Here is a 22,279-nt window from a genome sequence, read left to right as displayed (position 1 = left end):
GCCGATTCCCCTCCCGAGTCCTTGCGTCCGAAGGGGTGAGGGTCCTGCCCCCCGGTTCTTCGGACGCAGCAAGCTTGGTCATGCAGTGAACCCCAGTCGTTTGGCAGCAAGGGAGGTGAGGATCTCGGTGGTCCCGCCGCCGATGGCGAGGATCTTCTGGTCGCGGTACTGGCGTTCCACCTCGGCCTCGCGCAGGTAGCCGAGCCCGCCGTGCAACTGCAGCGCCTGGTCACACACCCATTGCCCGGCCTCGACTGCAGTGTTCTTCGCGAAGCACACCTCGGCGATCACGTCGTCCCCTGCCTCGGCGCGACCCACCACCTCGTGCACGTAGACCCGCGCGACGTCGATCCGCCGGGCCATCTCGGTCAGCGTGTGCTGCACGGTCTGCCGCGAGATCAGCGGCCGCCCGAACGTCTCCCGCGCGCGGCACCACTCGACCGTGAGGTCCAACGCCCGCTGCGCCCCGGCATACGCCTGCACTGCCAGCGTCAACCGCTCCGCCACGAAGTTCTGCGCGAGCTGTACGAACCCAGACCCTTGTACTCCGACCAGGTTGGCAGCAGGCACTCGTACCTCAGTGAAGGACAACTCCGCGGTGTCCGAGCAAAGCCACCCCATCTTCTCCAGCTTGCGTGACACCTCGAATCCGGGTGTACCCCGCTCGATCACCAGCAGGCTGATGCCATGGGCGCCCGGCCCGTCCGTGCGGACAGCCGTGGTCACGAAGTCCGCGCGGCACCCCGAGGTTATGTAGGTCTTCGCGCCGTTCACGATGAAATGATCCCCGTCGCGGCGGGCCGTAGTACGCAGCGAAGCGACATCGGATCCAGCATCCGGCTCGGTGATCGCAAGCGAGCCGATCAGCCGGCCTTCCAGTGTCGGCCGGACCCACCGCTCGAGCTGTTCGTAGTCGCCCGCCGCAACGATGTGGGGCAGGGCGATCCCGCAGGTCAACAGCGAAGCGACCAGTCCGCCGGAGCCGCCCGAGTAGTGCATCTCCTCGACCACCGCGATCGCGTCAGCCAGCGAACCTCCGCCCCCGCCGACCTCCTCGGGAAACGCGACGCCCAGCAGCCCGAGCTTGCCCGCCTTCTCGTGCAATTCCCGCGGCAGCTCGCCCTCCCGCTCCCACCGGCCAAGCCACGGCAGCACCTCCGCCGCCATAAACCGCCTCACGGTCGCCCTCACCGCCCCCCGCTCCTCGCTTGCGTCCGAAGAACGGCGGGGCAGGACCTCCACCTCTTCGGACGCTAGGCGGTTCACAGCAGCACCTCGGGGATGTCCAGGTAGCGGGAGCGCAGCCATTCGCCGACGGCCTTCGCCTGCGGGTCGAACCGCGCTTGCGAAGCGACACCTTCGCCCAGCAGACCCTCGACCACGAAGTTCAGCGCCCACAGGTTCGGCAACACGTGCCGGGTGACTCTGAGATCCCTGGTCTCGGGCAGCAAGTCCTGGAAGACCTCGACCGTCAACGTGTGCGCGAGCCAGCGCCAGGCGGTCTCGGTCCGCACCCAGACCCCGACGTTCGCGTCGCCGCCCTTGTCCCCACTGCGCGCACCGGCCACCCGTCCGAGCGGCACCTCCCGTGTCAAGGTCCGCGCAGGTCGCCCCGCCGCGACCAGTTGCGGCAACGGCATCGGCAGACCCGCTTCCTCCGCCGGCTCGAGCACCCGGGTCTCGGCCGACGGTTCGATCACGCGCCGCGTCCCGTCCGGCAGCACCACGACCTGCTCGATCTCGCCCGCCTCGACGAATCCCGCGGTGAACACCCCGTACGGCGAAGCGTCCTCGGGCGGAGCGGTCACATGGAACCCCGGGTAGCTCGCCAGCGCCAGCTCGATCGCCGCGCTCGAGAACGCCCGGCCGACCACCTTCGGATCCGGATCCTTCACCACGCACCGGAGCAGCACACTCGCCTGCTCCTCGGTCTCCGCGTTCGGCTTCTCGGTCCAGGCCACGGTCCACTTCACCTCGGCCGGCTTCTTCCGCAGACCTTGCTCGAGCTGCCGCCGGACCAGCTCCGCCTTCGCCTCCAGGTCCAGCCCGGTGAGGACGAAGTCCACCTCGTTCCGGAACCCGCCGACGCTGTTGAGCGACACCTTGTACGTCGGGGGAGGTGGCTCGCCTTGGACCCCGGTGATCCTGACCCGGTCCTGGCCGTCGGCGGTCAGCTCGACGGAATCCATCCGCGCGGTGACATCCGGACCGGCGTACCGGCTGCCGGTGATCTCGTAGAGCAGTTGGGCCTTGACCGTGTCGATCGTGACGACGCCTCCCGTGCCCTCGTGCTTGGTGATCACGCTGCTGCCGTCCGGGTGGATCTCCGCGATCGGGAATCCCGGCCGGCCGAAGTCCCGGACCTCGTTGAAGAACGCGTAGTTGCCCCCGGTCGCCTGGCATCCGCACTCGATCACGTGTCCGGCGACCACCGCGCCGGCCAGTTCGTCGTACTGGTCCCGCTTCCAGTCGTGGTGGGCGGCAGCCGGTCCGACGATCACCGAGGCGTCGGTCACGCGTCCGGTGACGACGACGTCCGCCCCCGCTTTCAATGCTTCCGCGATTCCCCAGGCACCCAGGTAGGCGTTCGCGGTCAGGGGCTGGCCCAGGCCGAGCTCCTTGGCCCGGGGCAGCAGGTCGTCGCCCTCGACGTAGGCGATCTTGGGGTGCAGGCCCAGCTTGTCGGCGAGCTCCTGGATGGCATTGGCGAGTCCGCTCGGGTTGAGGCCGCCTGCATTGCTGACCACCTTGACACCGCGATCGAGCGCCTCGCCGAGTCCGGTCTCCAACTGCCTGAGGAAGGTCTTCGCATAGCCGAGCGAGGGATCCTTCAGCCGGTCCCGCCCGAGGATCAGCATGGTCAGCTCGGCGAGGTAATCCCCGGTCAGGACATCGAGGGGCCCACCCGTCAGCATCTCCTCGAACGCACTGAACCGGTCGCCGTAGAAGCCCGAGGCGTTCCCGATCCGGATCGGCTCACTCGACCCCGCGCTCATCCGAACTGCCCTGCCGTCCGCCCCTTGCCCGGCAACCCGGCGAACGCCTGGATGATGCCGAGCCAGTCCTCCGCGTCCGAACCGACAGCCTGTACGTCGAGGTCGTCGCGGTGCCGGCGTTGCGTCGCCAGCAGACAGAAGTCGAGCGCCGAACCAGTGACCCGTTGCTCCGCCTCCTCCGGTCCCCAGTTCCACGTCTGCCCGCCAGGTGCGCGAAGTTCCACGTGGAACTCTGCCGCCGGCGGGGTCTTGTCGTTGAGCAGGTAGGCGAAGTTCCTCGTCCGCACGGCCAGGTGCGCGACGTGCTTCAATCGGGCGGTCGGTTGGCGCTTTACGCCGAGCGCATCCACCACGTCCTGCCCATGCGCCCAGGTCTCCATCAGCCGGGCGGTCGCCATCGAGGTGGGGCTCATCGGCGGCCCGTACCACTGCACCTTCTCGCCCGGCGGAACCGCCTTCAGCGCCACCTGCAACTCGCCTCGACCCTCACGCCAAAAGGTCAGCAGTTCGGCCGGCGGCAGTGTGGCGATCTGCTGGGCACCTTCATCCACGTAGCCGGTGGGATTGGCCACCGCCTCCTGAAGCGCGACCTTGAACTCATCGGGTTCGGCGGCGGCCAGTCGCGCGGCCTCGTCCGTCCAGGCCAGATGCGCGACCTGGTGCGCGATCGTCCAGCCCTCGGCCGGTGTCGGCGTGGCCCAGCCGTCAGCGGGCAGAGCTCCGACGAGCAGATCCAGCTCAGCACTCTCGGCGCTCAGATCGGCAAGCACTTCGTCCAGTTGCACCCGGGTCTCCCCTGCATCGGATCGTCAGCCGAGCCTGGCACTTCGGACAAAAAGAATCAAGCCTGCTTGTTTTTTCCTACGCCCACCGGCCCATCGCCACTACCCGGCGACCCCACCGGCACCGCCCCACTACCCGGCCCGACCCACCGGGACAGGCCCCACTGCCCGGCTCGACGCGCCGGCCCATCGCCACTACCCGGGTCGACCCACCGGCCCATCGCTACTACCCGGCGACCCCAACGGCGCCCCGGCGCGGACCCACTACCCGGATCGACGCGCCGGAGGCCTCTACCCGGATCGACGCGCCGGGGGCCCCACTACCCGGATCGACGCGCCGGCCCATCGCCACTACCCGGGTCGACCCACCGGGCCAGGCCCCACTACCCGGCCCGACCCACCGGGACATCGCCACTACCCGGGTCGACGCGCCGATTCGCCGTCACGATTTCGGCGTGTCGACCCGGCAAGTCGAGCAAACCCGGCGGGTCGATCCGGGAAGTGCCAACGACCTCGGCGGGTCGGACCGGGTCGTGGGGCCGCCTCGGCGCGTCGACCCGGCGAGTCGAGCAAGCTCGCGGGTCGATCTGCGAAGCGGCAACGACCTCGGCGGGTGATCCGGGAAGTGGCGATGTCGATCAAGGAAGTGCGATCCCCGCCGGCGAGTCGGGCTGAGGCGGTCAATGTCGACGACGCGCACGATGCGCTCGCGATCGGGGGCGAGCTGATCAACATACTCACGCCGGTGGTCGACAAGATCCTCTCGGCCCCCAAGTAGGAGCTGCCTGAGTAGTCACGGGAAGTAGCTGAGGTGGCATGCTGATTAGAAAAATGGGCCTTTGGCAACTATTTTGACAGTGGTGGACCTCGGTAACCCGATCAGCGCGGTCGTTCCCTCACTCGACGGACCTGTTCTGCAGGTACTCGCGCGGAGTACGAGGATGCTGTCCGGCCGGGAAATCCACCGGCTCTGCGGCGCGGGGAGTGTCGCAGGAGTCCGCCTCGTCCTGCAGCGGCTCACCTCGACCGGTCTCGTTCACGTTCACGAGGCCGGCAACTCCCTGCTTTACACGCTGAACCGTCACCACCTGGCCGCACCCGCCGTAGAACTCCTGGCCGATCTCCGCACCACCTTCGTCGCCGGTCTCGCCGCCAAGCTCTCCAACTGGCTGATCCCGCCGATCCACGCCAGCCTGTTCGGGGCGATCGCCCGCGGTGACGGCGATCTCGACAGCGAGGTCGACCTGCTGCTGATCCGGCCTGACGAAGTTGCCGCGGACAACGTCCTCTGGGAGGAGCAGACCGCCGACCTGCTGCAGTACATCGTCGACCAGACCGGTAACGCGGCCCAGCTCTACGACCTCACCCGGACCGAACTCGCCGCTCCGGACCCAACAGCCGAGGACTGGTGCGACCCCACCATCCGCCTCTACGGTCCAGTCCTTGCCGCACTCTTGAAGCAGGACCCACTCGCCGCCGTGGGTCGAAGCGGTCAGACGGAACGCTCAGCGGGATTCGAGGAGGGTCTTGAGGCGGGTCAGGTCCTTCTGGTTGGCGCGGCGCATAGCGACTGACATCAGCGGGGCGGCGACGCCTGCGAAGCCGGAGGGCTCGCCGCGGTTCCGCAGCGTCATCCGAGTGGACTGGTCGTCGCCGGCGGCTGACCACTGGTAGCTGGTCTCCATCGGGAACGGCCCCTGCGCTGTCCGCATCACCAGTCGTTCGTGCGGGACGAGTTCGGTGATCTCGTAGGTGTAGGCGAGCCTCCTGCCCAGGAAGTGGGCGACGAAGTCCAGCCGGGAGCCGACCGTGACCGGCGGTTCGGTCTGCCAGGCGATGGATTCGATGTTCGCGTACCACTCCGGCGCATTGGACGGATCGGCGACGTACTCCGCCACCGCTGCCAGCGGGCGGTCGATCACCACCTCGGTCAGCACGTCGACTGCCATCGTTCCTCCTCACCCCGAGACTCAGCACCAAGCTCACGCCGAGACTCAGCACCAAGCTCACGCCGAGACTCAGCAGCACCAAGCTCACCGCGAGACTCAGCGCCAAGCTCACCCCGAGCCTAGGCTTCAGCCGCCGACGAGGGGAGATATCAGCCGGGCGATCCGGCTGGAGTGCTTGGTCAGGCGTTCTTCGGCGTCGGCGACGGTCATGGCGCGAAGACCCGCGTTGATCCCCAACCAACGCAGAGGTTCCGGCTCCCAGTCGGGTGAGCGGTGGCCGACCCACGGTAGCCGGACGAGGTCGGAGTCACGCCGAAGTACGAGATCCGTCAGTGTGCGGCCGGCCAGGTTCGTAGTACTGACGCCGTCGCCGACGTAGCCGCCCGCCCAGCCGAGGCCGGTCGCACGGTCCAGGCCGACGGATGCGCACCAGTCGCGTGCGATCCCGAGCGGGCCTCCCCACGCGTGCGTGAACCGGACCTCGTCGAGCCCGTCGAAGAGGTCCCGCAGGGTTGCCTGCAGTGCGGCGAACACTCGTCGCGAGTTGTCGAAGGACGGCTTGGTCCGGGAGCCGAAGTGGTACGGCGCGCCGCGTCCGCCGAAGGCGATCCGCCCATCAGCGGTGCGCTGCCCGTAGATGATCAGGTGGCGGTAGTCGCTGAACGTCGGTCGGCCGGCCAGCCCGGTCCGCTCCCAGGTCGCCGCGTCGAGCGGCTCGGTCGCCACCATCAAGGAGTAGACCGGCGCGATCGCGCGGGACTGCCCTTCCAGCCCGGGCGTGAAGCCTTCGGTGGCCCGGATGACCACCTCAGCCCGCAGCACGCCGTACGACGTGACCGCGCGGCGCGGCTCGATCGCGGTGACGGGGGTGTGCTCGTGGATCGTCACGCCGAGCCGCTCGACGGTTCGGGCCAGGCCGCGGACCAGTCGGCCCGGGTGGATGGCCGCGCAGTGCGGCGTGAATGTTGCCCCGAGCACCTTCGTCGCGCGGACGTGCTCGGAGACCTCGGACGGTTCCAGGAAGCGCAGATCGCCCGGACCCCACTCGTGCGAGTCCGCCACCTCGGCCTGCGCGCGAGCCAGCTGCGCCGGAGTTCGTGCGAGGACGATCGTGCCGCCCTTGTGATAGTCACAGTCGATGCCCTCGGCGGCGGTCACCAGCCCGACCTCGTTGACGGTGGCCTGCATCGCCCAGTGCATCGCCCGGGCGGACTCCCGGCTCGACCCGGGCAAGGCGGCCAGGCGCTTCGAGGAGACGGGGAACAGGGCCGAGCACCAGCCACCGTTCCGGCCGGAGGCCCCGAACCCCGCTGTCTCCGCCTCGAGAACGACGATTCGCAGCGTGGGATCTGCCTTCGCCAGATAGTAGGCAGTCCACAGGCCGGTGAAGCCGGCGCCGACGATCGCTACGTCGGCGTCCCGGTCACCCTCGAGCCCGGGGCGGACTGGCTGCGGCTCGGGATCAGCCCAGAGCGGGTCGGCGATCAGCGCACGCCCCAGGAATAGGTCTGCTTGACCAGCTTCAGATAGACGAAGGTCTCCGTCACTTTCACTCCCTCGATCGCCCTGATCCGTTCGGACAGCACCCGGAGCAGGTGTTCGTCGCTTTCGCAGAGCACCTCAGCGAGCAGGTCGAACGACCCGGCGGTGATCACGACGTACTCGATCTCGTCCATCTTCGCTAGCTCGTCCGCGATCGGCTCCAGCGCGCCCTCGGCCTTGATGCCGATCATCGCCTGCCGGGCGAAGCCGAGTTCGAGCGGATCCGTCACCGCGACCACCTGCATCACGCCGGCGTCGGTGAGCCGCTGCACCCGCTGCCGGACGGCGGCCTCGGACAGCCCGACCGCCTTGCCGATCGCGGCGTACGAGCGGCGCCCGTCCACCTGCAGTTGCTCGATGATCGCCTTGGAGATGTCGTCGAGCAAGGCTTGGTTCTTGTCTGGATTCCCCGTTCGCACAGCCACGCTGGAGATCCTCCCAGCGTCACCTCCTGTAAGCAAGTTGCCGCAGAGGATTTCGTTGCAAAAGGGCGCTAATGCTACGGAATCCCTTGTCTCAGTGGGTGGCCTTTGACAGTATCGCCCGCGTCCAGCGTTTCTCGTGCTGTACCGCAGGTCCCCTGGAGGTCCCCCGATGAGCGTCCGCCCGCAGTACACCGTCAGCCGCCGGACAGTCCTGAGGGGGATGTCACTGTCCGCGCTCGGCCTGACCGGCACGGGTCTGTTGGCCGGGTGCGGTACGCCGGCCGCCAAGCAGACGGAACAACAGTGCGTCAGCGACGACCTCTCGAGCAGCCAGAAGACGCTGAACTTCTCGAACTGGCCGAGCTACATGGACGAGTCCGACCAGAAGGTGAACGGGAAGACGGTGCTGCCGACCCTGGCCGCCTTCGAGAAGACCTCCGGCGTCAAGGTGAACTACACCGCCGACGTCAACGACAACGCCGAGTTCTACGCCAAGGTCAAGGACCAACTGGGGGCCTGCCAGCCGACCGGCCGCGACATGTTCGTGCTGACGGACTGGATGGCGGCCCGGATGATCAAGCTCGGCTGGATCCAGAAGCTGGACCACGCGAAGATCCCGAACGTCGACGCGAACCTGTTGGCCAGCCTCAAGGGTCCGGCCTGGGACTCCAGTCGTGACTACAGCGTCCCCTGGCAGACCGGCCTGACCGGGATCGCCTACAACGCCAAGCACACCCGCGAGGTGAAGAGCTTCACGGACCTGCTCACCCGGGCCGACCTCAAGGGCAAGGTCACGCTGCTGTCGGAGATGCGCGACACGATGCTCTTCATGCTCAAGCTCGTCGGGGCGGACCCGGCCAAGTTCGACGACGCGGCGTGGGGCAAGGCGGTCGAGAAGCTGCAGGGCTATGTCGGGTCGAGCCAGATCCGCCGGTTCACCGGCAACGACTACATCCAGGATCTGAACGCGGGCAACATCGTCGCCTGCGAGGCCTGGTCGGGTGATGTGCTCGCCCTGCAAGCGGACAACCCGGACATCAAGTTCGTCGTACCCGAAGAGGGCCTGTCGCTGTGGTCCGACAATGTGCTGGTGCCGAACAAGGGCGCTCACAAGGCGAATGCCGAGGCACTCCTGAACTACTACTACGACCCGAAGGTGGCCGCGACGCTGGCTGCCTGGGTCAACTACATCTGCCCCGTGCAGGGCGCGAAGCAGGCGATGGAAAAGGTTGATCCCGACCTGGTCGACAACCCGCTGATCTTCCCGGACGAGGCCGTGCTGTCGAAGGCCTCCGGCTTCATGGCGCTCGACGAGGCGCAAGCCAAGCAGTACGAGTCGGACTTCAACAAGGTGATCGGAGGCTGACCGGATGGCCGGCGACCTGGTGCTCAGCGGCCTGACGAAACGGTTCGGCGCTTTCACCGCGGTGGACGATCTCGAGCTGACCGTCCCGCAGGGCGCCTTCTTCGCGCTGCTCGGCCCGTCCGGCTGCGGCAAGACCACGACTTTGCGCATGGTCGCCGGCCTCGAGGAGCCGAGCGCGGGGCGCATCGGCCTGGGGAACGACGACATCACGGCCCTGCGGCCGTACAAGCGGCCGGTGAACACGGTCTTCCAGAACTACGCGTTGTTTCCGCACCTCGACATCTTCGAGAACGTTGCCTTCGGTCTCCGTCGTCGCGGTGTCAAGGAGATCAGCCGCCAGGTCGACGAGATGCTCGAGCTGGTCGAACTCGGTGGCTACGGCAAACGTCGGCCGGCCCAGTTGTCCGGCGGTCAGCAGCAGCGGGTCGCGCTGGCCCGGGCGCTGATCAACAGGCCCGAGGTACTGCTCCTGGACGAGCCGCTCGGCGCGCTCGACCTGAAGCTGCGCCGGCAGATGCAGATCGAGCTGAAGCGGATCCAGACCGAGGTCGGCATCACCTTCGTGCACGTGACGCACGACCAGGAGGAGGCCATGACGATGGCCGACACCATCGCCGTGATGAACGACGGCGTGATCGAGCAGCGCGGCGCCCCGACCGACCTGTACGACCTGCCGTCGACAACCTTCGTGGCCAACTTCCTCGGCCAGTCCAACCTGGTAGCGGCCACCATCCTCGAGCGGTCCGGCGAGGATCTCGTGATCGACGTGCACGGCAGCAAGCAGGCCGTCCCGGTCAGCCGCTCGCGGGTCACGGACGGCGAGGTCTGGGTCGGGATCAGGCCGGAGAAGGTGTTCCTCGCCCGCGCCGGCAGCGAGACCGACACCGGGGCGAACTCCCTGCGTGGTGGCGTCGTCACCGATGTGAGCTACTGCGGGGTGAGTACGCAGTACCTGGCCAGGATGCCGTGGGGGCAGGAGCTCACCGTCTTCGAACAGAACACCGGCGCTCGCGACACGTTCGCGGTCGGGGATCCGGTCGACCTGCACTGGCAGCCGTCCCACACATTCGTGCTCGATGCCGGTCAGGACGCGAACGCGGGTGTCGAGGACATCGCGGAGGACAGCTGATGGCTGCGCTGAGCCAGCTGGGCGGAACGTCCGCGGCGGTGACCGAGAAACCCGGGCGGCGGCTGACGGCGTACTTACTGTTGTTGCCGGGCGGCCTGTGGCTCCTGCTGTTCTTCGTCATACCGCTGGTGTCGTTGCTCAGCGCAAGCTTGTACGACCCGAGCGGCTCGGTGGAGACGGGCTATGCGGTGACCGGCCATTGGCAGAACTACGTCGACGCGCTCCGCGACTACGCCAGGCCGTTCGGGCGGTCGATGTGGTACGCCCTGCTCACCACCGCGTTCTGCCTGGTGCTCGGCTATCCGCTGGCCTACGCGATCGCCTTCAAGGCCGGCCGATGGAAGAACCTGATGCTGGCCCTGGTGATCGCGCCGTTCTTCACCAGCTTCCTGGTTCGCACGCTGTCGTGGAAACTCCTGCTCAGTGACAACGGCGTGGTTGTCGACACCCTGAAAGCGGTCCACATCCTCGGCTCCGACGGCCGGCTGCTCGCCACCACCGCCGCGGTGGTCACCGGGCTGACCTACAACTTCCTGCCGTTCATGGTGCTCCCGCTCTACGCCAGCCTGGAGAAGATCGACCACCGGCTGATCGAGGCCGGCGGTGATCTGTTCGCCGGGCCGCTCACCGCGTTCCGCACGGTCACCCTTCCGCTGTCGATGCCGGGCGTCGTGGCGGGAACCCTGCTGACCTTCATCCCGGCGGCTGGTGACTACATCAACGCCGAACTCCTCGGTACGCCGAAGCAGCGGATGATCGGCAACGACATCCAGAAGCTGTTCGCCGCCGGCGCCTACCCGACGGCCGCCGCGCTGTCGGTCACGCTGATGGCCGCGATCGTCGTACTGGTCCTGTTCTATGTACGCCGCGCAGGGACGGAGGACCTGGTATGACGAGGGCGGGGCGGTGGATCGGGCGGCACCTGGTGCTGTTCGCCGGGTTGCTCGTCCTCCTCTACCTGTTCGCGCCGATCTTCGTTGTCGTGCTGATGTCGTTCAACGATCCGAAGAGCCGGTTGTCCTACCAGTTCGACGGCTTCACGCTGGACAACTGGCTGCACCCCTGCCAGCCGTTCGGGCTGTGCGACGCGGTCAGCACCAGTCTGCGGATCGGCCTGCTCGCCACCATCGTCGCCACGGTCCTCGGGACGCTGATGGCTTTCGCGATGGTGCGCCACCGGTACCGCGGTCGCGCCGCGACGAACCTGTTCATCTTCCTCCCGATGGCCTCACCGGAGATCGTGCTCGGGTCCTCGCTGCTGGCCCTGTTCGTCTCGTCCGGCTTCGGCGGCCAGCTCGGGTTCTGGACGATCCTGATCGCGCACGTGATGTTCTGCCTGTCGTTCGTGGTGGTGACGGTGAAAGCCCGGCTGGCGGGCATGGACACCCGGCTCGAGCAGGCGGCGATGGACCTGTACGCGAACGAGTGGCAGACGTTCTGGCGGATCACCTTCCCGCTGGTCTTCCCCGGCATCCTGGCCGCGGCGCTGCTCAGTTTCTCCTTGTCCTTCGACGATTTCATCATCACGAACCTGAACGCGGGCCGGACGGTGACCTTCCCGATGTACGTCTGGGGATCGGCCCAGCGCGACATCCCGCCGCAGATCAACGTCGTCGGTACTGCGATGTTCCTGCTCGCGGTGATCCTCGTCCTCGGTGGTGAGTTGACCCGGCGCCGAAGGACCCGGTGAACAGCCAGGCGGTCGCGGCTCTCGCCGACGCCGCACCCATGGTGTTCTGGCTCGACGACAAGGCGGCGCCCGAGCCCGAGCCGCCGTTGTCCGGCGCTCAGTCAGCAGATCTCGCCGTGGTCGGCGGTGGTTACACAGGTCTGTGGACGGCCCTTCGGGCGAAGGACCGCCACCCGGAACTCGATGTCGTCCTACTCGAGGCTGACACCTGCGGCGCTGCCGCGAGCGGCCGCAACGGCGGCTTCTGCGACGCCAGCCTGACCCACGGATTCGCCAACGGCCTGGCCCGCTGGCCGGATGAGCTACCCACGCTGGACCGTCTCGGCAGAGAGAACCTGGTGGCCATCGGCGAAACCATCGGCAGGCTGGGGATCGACTGCGGCTGGGAGCGCACCGGCGAACTCACCGTCGCCACCGCGCCGCACCACCTCGACGAACTGGCCGAGGAAGCCACCCGGCTGCGAGATCTCGGTCACGAGGCCACCCTGCTCGACCAACCCGCAGTACAGGCCGAACTCAATTCGCCGACGTATCTCGGTGCGTTGGCCGACACCACCAGTACTGCGCTGGTCGAGCCCGCGCGGCTCGCCTGGGGATTACGCCGGGCCTGCCTCGACGCCGGAGTACGCATCTATGAGCACACGCGAGTCACCGCTGTACGGCGGGACGGCCGGGCAAGGTCGTTGCTGACAGCAACTGGCCCGGTCCGGGCAGACAAGGTCGCGCTGGGTACGAACGCGTTTCCCTCCCTGCTGAGGCGACTCCGGCTGTACACGGTGCCGGTCTACGACCTTGTGCTGGTCACCGAGCCGCTCTCGGCCGGGCAGCTGGACGCGATCGGCTGGCGAAACCGGCAGGGCGTGGGAGATGCCTCGAACCTCTTCCACTACTACCGGCTGACCAGGGACAACCGCATCCTCTGGGGTGGCTACACCCCGCTCTACTACTTCGGCAGCCGGATCGACCCGGCGCTCGAGCAACGGGACGCGATCCACGGCCTGCTCGCCGAGCACTTCTTCCAGACCTTCCCGCAGCTGGACGGGATCCGGTTCACCCATCGCTGGGGCGGCGTGATCGACACCAGCACGAGGTTCTGCGCGTTCTTCGGCACCGCCTCGGACGGGAAGCTCGGCTACGCGCTCGGCTACACCGGCCTCGGCGTCGGAGCGACCCGCTTCGGTGCCGAGGTGATGCTCGACCTGCTGTACGGCGAGGACTCCGAGCGCACCCAGCTCCGAATGGTCCGCGAGCGGCCGCTTCCGTTCCCACCCGAGCCGCTGCGCTCCGCCGGGATCCACCTCACCCGCTGGTCCATGGCCAGAGCGGACGCCCACGGCGGCCGCCGCAACCCCTGGCTGCGAACTCTCGACCGCCTCGGCCTCGGCTTCGACTTCTGAGCTAGCGGAAGACGCCGGTATGACCGAGCGAGTAGCGCCCCGGCTGGGGGAAGACAGCAAGGCCGTGCGGCCCGTTCCCGACCTTGATCCGCGCGAGCAGCCGGCCGGTCACGAGATGGATGGCGTAGACCACGCCGTGATAGCGGCCGGAGACCCACAGCACCTTGCCGTCCGGGGAAACGCCGCCCATGTCAGGGCTGCCGCCGCCGGGAATGTGCCATTTCGCCACCAGTTTCCGGCTGGCGAAGTCGAGCAGGGAGATCGAGCCTTCGTCGCGGTTGGTGATGATGAGTCGTCGCGAGTCCCGGGTGACGTAGAGACCGTGCGCACCTTTGCCGGTGGCAATGAAGTTCACCAGGGCGAAGGTGCGCGCGTCGTAGAGCCAGACGCCGTCGCTCATCATGTCAGCTATGTAGTAGGTCCGGCCGTCCGGTGAGAGTTTGACGTCCTGTGGCATCGGCGCCATCTTGCCTGGCCGCCGCGGCAACCTGGCCACCCGCAGTACTCGCTCGGCGGCGGTGTCGACCAGCAGCAGTTGGCCGGAGAACTCACAAGACACGACGAAGGTTCGGCCGTCGGCGGAGAAGTCCGCGTGGTTCACCCCGGCGCACGGCACCGGCACCGTCTTGCGCACAGCCATCGTGTGCGGATCACGGAACACCAGTTGCCGGTCGGCCGAGGCCATCACGACTGCGCGCTTGCCGTCAGGGGTGAAGTAGAGGTTGTACGGATCGTGCACGGTGACCGGCCGGCCGGGCAGTCCGGTCGCCGGATCGACCGGTGTCAGCGTGTTGCCGAGGTCGTCGTTCACCCACAGCGTGCGCATGTCCCAGGACGGCACGACGTGCTGCGGCTGCCGACCGGTGCGGAAGGTTCGTACCACCTTGTAGGTCCGCGGGTCGATCTCGGTGACCGTGTCACTCCTGCTGTTCGGCACATAGATCCGGTACGGGAACCGGCGCACGGAAGGCGCCAATTGTCCGGACCGGTCGGCCGCCCACACATCTGTGGCCGACAGGGGCGGTGGCATGCCCGGCAGCAGATCGGATGTGGCGGTCGTGGACGGTTTGACCGGGGCAGTCGTCGCCGTCGACCGGGAGCCGCTCGGGGCTGGACTGGTGCCGGCGTCGGACTCCGGCGTCGCGCCGTCGTTGCCGGAGCAGCCCCCGACCGGGACCACGACCAGGGCCATGACCACGATCCCCAGCCAGGCGCGGCGGTTCATCCCAACAGCTCGCTGAGAGTGACCGGCTTCAGTCGCTTCGCGGAGAGCCCGGCGAGGATCTTCGGCAACGCGTCGACGGTGACCTGGTGCCCGAGATGCAGGCTGACGATCGAACCAGGCTGGACGTTGTCCAGCACCGCGCTCTGCACGGTGGCTGCGTTCGGATCCTGCCAGTCCAGGCCGTCGACGTCGTAAGACACGCACGTCTGGTACCCAGCGGCCGTGGCGGCCGAACGGATCAGTGCAGTGGTCTTCTGGGTGCCGGATGCGCGAAACCAACGCCCCGGGCTGCCGGCCGTGCGGCGCAGTACGGCCGCGCAGTCACCGACCTCGCGATGAGCCGCGGCGGCGGCCAGCAGGCGCATCGGCTTGTGGTGCATGGTGTGGTTGCCGAGATCGTGACCGCCCTGGAGGATGCGCTTGGCCATCTCCGGGTGGCTGACCAGCCAGGTGCCGACGACGAACACGCTGATCCGGGCACCTGCCTGCTCCACCTGGTCGAGCAGTCGGTGCGCGAGGGCCGGATCGCCGTTGCCGTGGAAGGTCAGTGCCACCTTCCGTGCCGTCCTCGGCCCGTGGGCTACCTCGGCCGGCAGGTGCGCTGCCGAAGGCGTGGTGGTCGGAGTCGCCTTGGGTTGCGCTGCCGACGGCGACCGGGAGGGTGGCGCGGTGGGACCGGAAGGTGGTGAGGCGGTCTTCGAACTGCCGGCTACCTGGTTGTCGGAACAGCCGGCCGCCGTTGCTCCTCCAAGTGCGAGCAGGGTGGAGCGAAGGACGGTCCGTCGGTCGAGAGCCATGCGCCGACGCTACAAACCCGAACACCAAAGGACGGTAAAACTCGTGGTCCGTCAGAGCTTCGACTGCGCCTCGGTGAGGACCGAGCGCAGGATCTGCTCCATCTCGTCGAAGTGCTGCTGGTCGCAGATCAGCGGCGGCGAGAGCTGGATGACCGGGTCCCCGCGGTCGTCGGCCCGGCAGTACAGGCCGGCGTCGAACAGGGCCTTGGAGAGGAATCCGCGCAGCAGCCGCTCGGACTCCTCGTCGTCGAAGGTCTCCTTGGTCGCCTTGTCCTTGACCAGTTCGATCCCGTAGAAGAAGCCATCACCGCGGACGTCGCCGACCATGGGCAGATCGAGCAGCTTCTCGAGCGTCGCACGGAACTGCCCCTCCTTGTTCCGTACGTGCTCGTTGACGCCTTCTCGCTCGAAGATGTCCAGATTGGTCAGCGCGACCGCGGCGGATACAGGGTGGCCACCGAACGTGTAGCCATGGGGGAACGACGTGTTGCCGTGCAGGTACGGCTCCATCAGCCGGTCGGTAGCGATCATCGCACCGAGCGGGGAGTAGCCGGAGGTGATGCCTTTGGCGCAGGTGATGATGTCGGGCTGGTAGCCGTACCGCTCGGCGCCGAACATGTGACCGAGCCGCCCGAACGCGCAGATCACCTCGTCGCTGACGAGCAGGACGTCGTACTGGTCGCAGATCTCGCGGACCCGCTCGAAGTAGCCGGGCGGCGGCGGGAAGCATCCGCCGGCGTTCTGCACCGGCTCGAGGAACACGGCGGCGACGGTGTCGGCGCCCTCGTTCTCGATCGCGACGGCGATCTGGTCCGCGGCCCAGCGGCCGAACGCGACCGGGTCGTCGCCGTGATGGGGGGCCCGGTAGATGTTGGTGTTCGGCACCCGGAAGGTGCTCGGCACGAGTGGCTCGAACGGTGCCTTCAGTTCGGGAAGCCCGGTGATCGACAACGCGCCCTGGGTGGTGCCGTGGTAGGCGATGGCCCGGCTGATGACCTTGTGCTTGCCAGGTCTGCCGGTGAGCTTGAAGTACTGCTTGGCCAGCTTCCAGGCGGACTCGACCGCCTCGCCACCGCCACTGGTGAAGAACACCCGGTTGAGGTCGCCCGGCGCATACCCGGCGACCCGCTCGGCGAGCTCGATCGACTTCGGGTGCGCGTACGACCAGAGCGGGAAGAACGCCAGTTCCGAGGCCTGTTTGGCCGCGGCCTCGGCGAGTTCGGTGCGGCCGTGGCCCAGTTGGCTGACGAACAACCCGGCCAGTCCGTCGAGGTAGCGCTTGCCCTTGGCATCGTAGATGTAGGCGCCGTCGCCACGGACGATCACCGGGACCTCGGCCGTCTGGTAGCTCGACATCCTGGTGAAGTGCATCCACAGGTGATCGCGCGCGGACTGCTGCAGACGGTCGAAGTCGGCGTCGTCGAGGGCGTCGGACGGCATCATCGGGTTCCTCATCTCAAGCTGACCGTTGATCGCCATCCTGCCTGTCGCACCAGGGCGCTGGCAAGTGATTTCGTTCTATGACAGGCGATATCGTGCCGAAGTCGGCTGTAGAAATTCGCATTTGATACGAAATCCGCACATAGCCAAGGAGGTCGGCCGGTGGACACCCTGTTCGTCAACGGTTCGGTGTTCGACGGGTTCCGGTATCGGCCCGGGCTGTCGGTGGCCGTCCGGTCCGGCCGGGTCGTCGCAGTCGAGGAGGACCTGCGCGGGCTGGCAGTTGCGCGGACCGAGGTGGTCGACCTGGCCGGCGGTCTGCTGGTGCCCGGCTTCGTGGACGCCCACATCCACCCCGTGCAGGGCGGTCTGGAGCGCGGACGCTGCGACCTGTCGCCGGCCCACGGCCGCGAGGCGTGCCTGCGCACGATCGCCGCGTACGCCGCTGCGCACCCCGAGGTTGAGTGGATCCTCGGAGGCGGCTGGCATCAACCCGACTTCCCCGGTGGCGCTCCTACGGCGGCCGAGCTCGACGCCGTGGTGAGCGATCGCCCGGCCTTCCTGGTCAACGCCGATCACCACGGCGCCTGGGTGAACTCCGAGGCGCTCGCTGTCGCCGGTGTCGACGCGGGGACGCCCGATCCACCGGACGGGCGGATCGAACGCGCGCCCGACGGCTCGCCAAGCGGGACGTTGCACGAGGGGGCGATGGATCTCGTCGGCCGGCTGGTCCCGCCGACCACCCACGTCGAGCAGGTCGCCGCGCTGATGGAAGCCCAGGCGTACCTGCACTCGCTCGGGATCACCGGCTGGCAGGACGCCATCCTCGGCGACTACGCGAACCTGTCGGATGCCACTCCGGCGTACGTCGAACTGGCGCGCGAGGGCCGGCTCACAGCGCGAGTGGTGGGGGCGCTCTGGTGGCAGCGTGATCGCGGTGCCGAGCAGATCCCGGAGCTCGTCGAGCGCCGGGACGCCTTGCAGTACCCGCGGTTCACCGCCGGCACCGTGAAGATCATGCAGGACGGAGTGGCCGAGAACTTCACCGCCGGAATGCTCGAGCCGTACTTCGACGGCTGTGGTTGCCGGACCGGTAATGCGGGCCTGTCCCTCGTGGACCCGGTGGCTCTGCGGGAGAACGTCACCCTGCTGGATGCGGCCGGATTCCAGGTGCACGTGCACGCGATCGGCGACCGGGCTGTCCGCGAGGCGCTGGACGCTTTCGAGGCGGCCCGGGTTGCGAACGGCGACAACGACCTGCGGCACCACCTCGCTCATCTGCAAGTCGTCCACCCGGACGATATCGGGCGGTTCGCTGCGCTGGGGGTGACCGCCAATCTGCAGGCTTTGTGGGCCGTGTACGAGCGCCAGATGCTCGACCTGACGATCCCGTTTCTCGGGCCGGAGCGGACCAGTTGGCAGTATCCGTTCGGCGGGCTGGCCCGCTCGGGTGCGCGGCTCGCGGCCGGCTCCGACTGGCCGGTCTCCAGCCCGGATCCGCTGGCCGGAGTACACGCCGCTGTGAACCGCCGAGCCCCTGCTGCCCTTGCCGATGGCGCGTACGACGCGTTCCTGCCGGAGCAGGCGTTGGACCTGGCGACGGCGCTGGCGGCGTACACGTCGGGCAGTGCGCGGGTGAACCACGCGGACGACAGCGGGCGGATCGCGGTCGGCTCGCTCGCGGATCTGGCGGTGCTCGATCGCGATCTCTTCGCGGGTCCGCCGGAAGAGATCGCATCGGCCCGGGTCCGGGCAACCTATGTCGAAGGCGAGCGGGTGTTCGACGGGTGATCTCGTCGCCATGAGCGCCGTAGCCCTATTGATTTAGTCGCTGTCTGGCCGAAAGGCCTACCGATTCCGTTGGTCGTGCGATTAGGCTCACGGTCATCCCGAGCAGACAAGGACTGTCATGGCTGATCTGCAGACCCTCACGAATCTCGTGGACGGCAAGGCCGCCGGAGCCCTGAGCGGCGCGACGTACGACGTGGTCAACCCTGCGACCGGTGAGGTCTACGCGCAGGCGCCCAGGTCCGGGCCGGAAGATGTGGACCAGGCGATGAGGGCGGCCGCGACCGCGTTCGAGTCGTGGCGGGACACGACTCCGGCCGAGCGGCAGCGGATGCTGCTGAAGATCGCCGACGCGCTCGAGACGCGTGCCGACGAGTTCACCAAGATCGAGAGCGACAACACCGGCAAGCCGCTGGCACTCACCGCTGCCGAGGAATTGCCGCCATGCGTGGACCAGTTGAGGTTCTTCGCCGGTGCGGCGCGACTCCTCGAGGGCCGCTCAGCCGGTGAGTACCTGGCCGGCCACACGTCGTTCGTCCGGCGGGAGCCGATCGGCGTGGTCGGGCAGGTGACGCCGTGGAACTACCCGCTGATGATGGCGATCTGGAAGATCGCGCCGGCTCTTGCCGCCGGCAACACCGTGGTGCTGAAGCCGAGTGACACCACCCCGGCGTCGACTGCCCTGCTGGCCGAGCTGTGCAATGAGTTCCTGCCTCCGGGTGTGTTCAATGTCGTCTGCGGAGATCGCGACACGGGCCGCGCGTTGGTCGAGCACGAGATCCCGCAACTGGTCGCGATCACGGGCTCGGTCCGGGCCGGCATGGAGGTCGCGACGTCCGCGGCCCGCGGTCTGAAGCGCACGCACCTGGAACTCGGCGGCAAGGCGCCCGTGGTGGTGTTCGATGACGCGAACCTCGAGGCCGCGGCCGAGGCGATCGCCGGAGCCGGCTATTTCAACGCAGGCCAGGACTGCACCGCCGCGACCCGGGTGCTCGCCGGTCCGCGGATCCACGACGACTTCGTCGCGGCCCTGACCGAGCAGGCGAAGGGCACGAAGACCGGGCAGCCCGACGACGAGGACGTGGCATATGGCGCGCTCAACAACGCCGACCAGCTCCGCCGGGTGAGCGGTTTCGTCGACAGGCTGCCCGACCACGCGGCGCTGCAGACCGGGGGCTCGGCCGTGGGCGATCGCGGCTTCTTCTACGCGCCGACAGTTGTGTCAGGGCTGCAGCAGACCGACGAGGCGATCCAGGACGAGATCTTCGGACCGGTGATCACCGTCCAGCGGTTCACCGACGAGGATGAGGCACTCCGCTGGGCGAACGGCGTCGAGTACGGCCTGGCCTCCTCGGTCTTCACCCGCGACCACGGCCGAGCGCTGCGGATGGCCCGCCGGCTCGACTTCGGCTGCGTCTGGATCAACACCCACATCCCGATCGTGGCGGAGATGCCCCACGGCGGCTTCAAGCACTCAGGCCACGGCAAGGACCTTTCCGTCTACGGCCTCGAGGACTACACCCGCATCAAACACGTCATGTCCAACATCGAGGTCTAGTCCGACAGCCGTAGTTCGTGATGATGCCTTTGGGCAAGGGGCCGCGGAGGGCTGGGTGGGTGCGGCCCTGGCCAAGAGTGGGGACCTGGGACAGGTAGTCGGGGCCTTGAACACGTTATTTCGTGTCCGCGGTCCCTGTTTGGTGTTCAAGGTCGCCACTTCGTGACCGCTGCGCGACTCCCTCCGCTAGCTCGGGCACAGCTGGTCAGGCTTGGTTGCGGTGGCGGCGGACAAACCAAACGCCGATTCCGGCGAGGACCAACGCGAGGACGATCAGGGCGGCCGCCTGGCCGAAGGTCTTCTCGACGGTGGCGTACGAGTTGCCCGCGAGGTAGCCGATCATGACCACCGCGACCCCCCAGACGATCCCGCCGACCGCGTTGAAAGCGAGGAACCGGGGATAGGGCATTCCGGCCGTCCCGGCCAGCGCGGGTGTCGTCGCGCGGAGAAATGCCACGAACCGACCGAGGAACACGGCCATGCCGCCGCGACGAGCCAGTTGTTCGCGGGCTGCATCGATCCGTTCGCGGCGTCGTTGGAGCAGACTGGTTCGCAGCAGGCGCGAGCCGAAATGGCTGCCGACTTCGTAGCCCACCGTGTCGCCGAGGATCGCCGCTGCCACGACAGTCGCCATGATGCCCGGCAGGGACACATGCCCGGTGCTCGCGGCAACCCCGCCGAGCACCGCGGCCGTCTCCCCCGGCACGACGAATCCCACGAACAACGCGTCCTCGACGAACACCACCAGCCCGACCAACCCGTAGACAGGCCAGCCGCTCAACCCGAGAAGCCAGTCGGTCAATCGCCCGATCACAAGACCATCACCCTTCCATCGTCGTCTCGCGACCGCGTCCGCCGCGCTGGACCCGCCGTACGGCGCCTGTCCCGAAGGCGACGAGTGGTCCGATCGCGAGGAGTACGGCGAGTCCTGTGTAGCCGAGACTCAGCGTGGTTGCGGTCGCGATGCCGGCCACGAGGAGGGGACCCCCCGCGTCACCCAGTTCGCGACCCAGCTCGGCGGTTCCCATGGTCTGGCCAAGGCGTGCCGGCTCCGTGGAAGCGGCAAGGGCCGCGAATCCGAGCGGCGTGATCAGTCCGACTCCGACGCCGATACAGACCGCGGCGAGGAGGACACCGGCGAGCCCGGGAGCAGTCGCAAACCCCAGACCAGCGGCCGCGAAGAGCAACCCGAGGGCGATTCCTTGCCGAGTCGAGATGCGGCCCGCGTCGACTGCGCGGCCGGCGCGCGGCTGCACGAAGGCGGAGGTGGCGGCCAACACGGACACCGCCGCGCCGGTGGCAACTGTGCCCAAGCCTGCGGCGGCGCCGGTCACCGGAAGGAAGCCAACGCCGACTGACAAAGCTGCGGTCGCACCGGCGAGCGCCGCAGTCGGACGGAGGAAGACAGGATCCGTGATGCGGCGGGCGAGGTCGACCACCGTCTGCCGCTTCCGTGGGAGCGGCGGCACGATCGGAACCGCCAACCAGGCCCAGCAGGCAACGGCCAACGCGAGGACGGTCATCACCAAGAACAACAGCCGAAAGCCGCCAAGCCAGACGAGCGCACCACCGAGCAGCGGACCAAGCGTGTAGCCGAGGCTCTTGTATAACCCGTAGCTACCGAAGGCACGCCCATGCCGCGCTGCCGGATTCAACCGCGCGACCAGCGCGGACGCCGCTGGCGAAAACGCGGACGCCGCGGCCCCTTGCCCAAGCCGCGCAACCCACAACCACGCCGGCCTATCCGCAATCACGTAGACAGCCGACGCGCCAGCGAACCCCACCAGCCCAGCAAGCAGAACCGGCCGCGCCCCGACCCGATCAGCCACAGCACCGAACACAGGCTTCAGCAGAACCTCAGCCCCGTCGTACAGGGCAAGCAGCGCGCCCAACGTCAGCAGCGACTTCACCGCGTCCCCAGAAGCCCCACCCAAACTGGCCGCAACCGCATGAGCTCCGAACGCAGTGGTGAACCCGGCGGCCCACAACGCCCCCATCACCGGCGGCCCTACCGAGTCGCCGGCGCCGACCTCGCCGCTGCCTGCCGCGCCCCCGCGACGCCCACGCCAACCCATGACTCGAACGTACCGCCTACCCTCGCCGCAAAGTTTGCCGCTAGCGGTAAGAACCGGGCGCTCGCACCCGCCGCGGACCCGCGCGGGTGTCCCCGGCGGCTCCGCTGGCAGGTTGTTCGG

20 protein-coding genes are annotated in these 22,279 nt (G+C 68.1%); 9 read left to right on the top strand and 11 right to left on the bottom strand.

The genetic code is table 11. The features are described 5' to 3' along the window. Window positions 1–78: 78 nt before the first annotated feature. Genes ABD210_RS01260 through ABD210_RS01250 form a run of 3 tightly spaced genes read right to left on the bottom strand, consistent with a single transcriptional unit; the run spans window position 79 to window position 3,781 of the window. Window positions 79–1,242 (bottom strand): acyl-CoA dehydrogenase family protein, encoded by a 1,164-nt coding sequence (locus tag ABD210_RS01260; RefSeq protein ID WP_425552609.1) that lies wholly within the window; start codon window positions 1,240–1,242, stop codon window positions 79–81. Window positions 1,243–1,262: 20 nt separating this feature from the next. Beyond that, window positions 1,263–2,996 carry an acyclic terpene utilization AtuA family protein gene (locus tag ABD210_RS01255; protein ID WP_344107636.1) on the bottom strand — a complete coding sequence of 578 codons (1,734 nt, stop codon included), beginning with the start codon at window positions 2,994–2,996 and terminating at the stop codon, window positions 1,263–1,265. Beyond that, window positions 2,993–3,781, bottom strand: coding sequence for a TIGR03084 family metal-binding protein (locus tag ABD210_RS01250; RefSeq protein ID WP_344107634.1), 789 nt, complete (start codon window positions 3,779–3,781; stop codon window positions 2,993–2,995). The genes ABD210_RS01255 and ABD210_RS01250 overlap by 4 nt, the downstream gene beginning before the upstream one ends. 628 nt (window positions 3,782–4,409) lie before the next feature. Here ABD210_RS01250 and ABD210_RS01245 point away from each other — a divergent pair. Together ABD210_RS01245 and ABD210_RS01240 are read left to right on the top strand one after the other, a co-directional pair. Further along, window positions 4,410–4,556, top strand: coding sequence for a hypothetical protein (locus tag ABD210_RS01245; protein ID WP_344107633.1), 147 nt, complete (start codon window positions 4,410–4,412; stop codon window positions 4,554–4,556). Between the two features lie 82 nt (window positions 4,557–4,638). After that, on the top strand, window positions 4,639–5,352 hold the full coding sequence (locus tag ABD210_RS01240; RefSeq protein WP_344107631.1) for a hypothetical protein: 714 nt from the start codon (window positions 4,639–4,641) through the stop codon (window positions 5,350–5,352). On the opposite strand, the gene ABD210_RS01235 is transcribed toward ABD210_RS01240, so the two are convergent. From ABD210_RS01235 to ABD210_RS01225, 3 genes are all read right to left on the bottom strand, one after another. Then, entirely contained in the window at window positions 5,284–5,727 is a 444-nt protein-coding gene (locus ABD210_RS01235) for an SRPBCC family protein (protein WP_344107629.1), read from the bottom strand. The genes ABD210_RS01240 and ABD210_RS01235 overlap by 69 nt on opposite strands. A 126-nt stretch (window positions 5,728–5,853) precedes the next feature. Then, window positions 5,854–7,212: an NAD(P)/FAD-dependent oxidoreductase gene (locus ABD210_RS01230; protein WP_344107933.1), complete on the bottom strand. Its 1,359-nt coding sequence runs from the start codon at window positions 7,210–7,212 to the stop codon at window positions 5,854–5,856. Further along, entirely contained in the window at window positions 7,212–7,694 is a 483-nt protein-coding gene (locus tag ABD210_RS01225; RefSeq protein ID WP_344107627.1) for an Lrp/AsnC family transcriptional regulator, read from the bottom strand. Before ABD210_RS01225 ends, ABD210_RS01230 begins: the two co-directional genes overlap by 1 nt. Before the next feature lie 169 nt (window positions 7,695–7,863). On the opposite strand from ABD210_RS01225, the gene ABD210_RS01220 reads away from it, so the two are divergent. From ABD210_RS01220 to ABD210_RS01200, 5 genes are read left to right on the top strand one after another with little or no spacing between them, the layout of a single operon-like run. Beyond that, window positions 7,864–9,060 carry a polyamine ABC transporter substrate-binding protein gene (locus tag ABD210_RS01220; RefSeq protein ID WP_344107624.1) on the top strand — a complete coding sequence of 399 codons (1,197 nt, stop codon included), beginning with the start codon at window positions 7,864–7,866 and terminating at the stop codon, window positions 9,058–9,060. Window positions 9,061–9,064: 4 nt separating this feature from the next. Beyond that, window positions 9,065–10,189: an ABC transporter ATP-binding protein gene (locus ABD210_RS01215; protein ID WP_344107621.1), complete on the top strand. Its 1,125-nt coding sequence runs from the start codon at window positions 9,065–9,067 to the stop codon at window positions 10,187–10,189. Next, the gene (locus ABD210_RS01210; protein ID WP_344107619.1) at window positions 10,189–11,082 is read left to right on the top strand and encodes an ABC transporter permease; all 894 of its coding nucleotides are present in this window, start codon (window positions 10,189–10,191) and stop codon (window positions 11,080–11,082) included. The genes ABD210_RS01215 and ABD210_RS01210 overlap by 1 nt, the downstream gene beginning before the upstream one ends. After that, window positions 11,079–11,879 carry an ABC transporter permease gene (locus tag ABD210_RS01205; protein WP_344107617.1) on the top strand — a complete coding sequence of 267 codons (801 nt, stop codon included), beginning with the start codon at window positions 11,079–11,081 and terminating at the stop codon, window positions 11,877–11,879. Before ABD210_RS01210 ends, ABD210_RS01205 begins: the two co-directional genes overlap by 4 nt. After that, on the top strand, window positions 11,876–13,276 hold the full coding sequence (locus ABD210_RS01200; RefSeq protein WP_344107615.1) for an NAD(P)/FAD-dependent oxidoreductase: 1,401 nt from the start codon (window positions 11,876–11,878) through the stop codon (window positions 13,274–13,276). The genes ABD210_RS01205 and ABD210_RS01200 overlap by 4 nt, the downstream gene beginning before the upstream one ends. Before the next feature lies 1 nt (window position 13,277). On the opposite strand, the gene ABD210_RS01195 is transcribed toward ABD210_RS01200, so the two are convergent. Genes ABD210_RS01195 through ABD210_RS01185 form a run of 3 tightly spaced genes read right to left on the bottom strand, consistent with a single transcriptional unit; the run spans window position 13,278 to window position 16,741 of the window. Further along, the gene (locus tag ABD210_RS01195; RefSeq protein WP_344107612.1) at window positions 13,278–14,501 is read right to left on the bottom strand and encodes a YncE family protein; all 1,224 of its coding nucleotides are present in this window, start codon (window positions 14,499–14,501) and stop codon (window positions 13,278–13,280) included. Then, window positions 14,498–15,298, bottom strand: coding sequence for a polysaccharide deacetylase family protein (locus ABD210_RS01190; protein ID WP_344107610.1), 801 nt, complete (start codon window positions 15,296–15,298; stop codon window positions 14,498–14,500). The genes ABD210_RS01195 and ABD210_RS01190 overlap by 4 nt, the downstream gene beginning before the upstream one ends. A gap of 51 nt (window positions 15,299–15,349) precedes the next feature. Continuing rightward, window positions 15,350–16,741 (bottom strand): aspartate aminotransferase family protein, encoded by a 1,392-nt coding sequence (locus ABD210_RS01185; RefSeq protein WP_344107608.1) that lies wholly within the window; start codon window positions 16,739–16,741, stop codon window positions 15,350–15,352. Between the two features lie 159 nt (window positions 16,742–16,900). On the opposite strand from ABD210_RS01185, the gene ABD210_RS01180 reads away from it, so the two are divergent. Both ABD210_RS01180 and ABD210_RS01175 read left to right on the top strand, forming a co-directional pair. Further along, window positions 16,901–18,529, top strand: a complete 1,629-nt coding sequence (locus ABD210_RS01180) for an amidohydrolase (protein WP_344107607.1) — start codon at window positions 16,901–16,903, stop codon at window positions 18,527–18,529. A gap of 118 nt (window positions 18,530–18,647) precedes the next feature. Continuing rightward, the gene (locus ABD210_RS01175) at window positions 18,648–20,084 is read left to right on the top strand and encodes a gamma-aminobutyraldehyde dehydrogenase (RefSeq protein ID WP_344107605.1); all 1,437 of its coding nucleotides are present in this window, start codon (window positions 18,648–18,650) and stop codon (window positions 20,082–20,084) included. Window positions 20,085–20,289: 205 nt separating this feature from the next. On the opposite strand, the gene ABD210_RS01170 is transcribed toward ABD210_RS01175, so the two are convergent. Both ABD210_RS01170 and ABD210_RS01165 read right to left on the bottom strand, forming a co-directional pair. Further along, window positions 20,290–20,898, bottom strand: coding sequence for a DedA family protein (locus tag ABD210_RS01170; protein WP_344107603.1), 609 nt, complete (start codon window positions 20,896–20,898; stop codon window positions 20,290–20,292). A gap of 7 nt (window positions 20,899–20,905) precedes the next feature. Then, window positions 20,906–22,159 carry an MFS transporter gene (locus ABD210_RS01165; RefSeq protein ID WP_344107600.1) on the bottom strand — a complete coding sequence of 418 codons (1,254 nt, stop codon included), beginning with the start codon at window positions 22,157–22,159 and terminating at the stop codon, window positions 20,906–20,908. Between the last annotated feature and the right edge of the window lie 120 nt (window positions 22,160–22,279).

It is taken from the genome of Kribbella alba, assembly GCF_039529635.1.
Classification (GTDB): Bacteria; Actinomycetota; Actinomycetes; order Propionibacteriales; family Kribbellaceae; genus Kribbella; species Kribbella alba.
The sequence above is the reverse complement of the archived record's forward strand: the minus strand, read 5'-3'. Positions and strand labels throughout refer to the sequence as shown.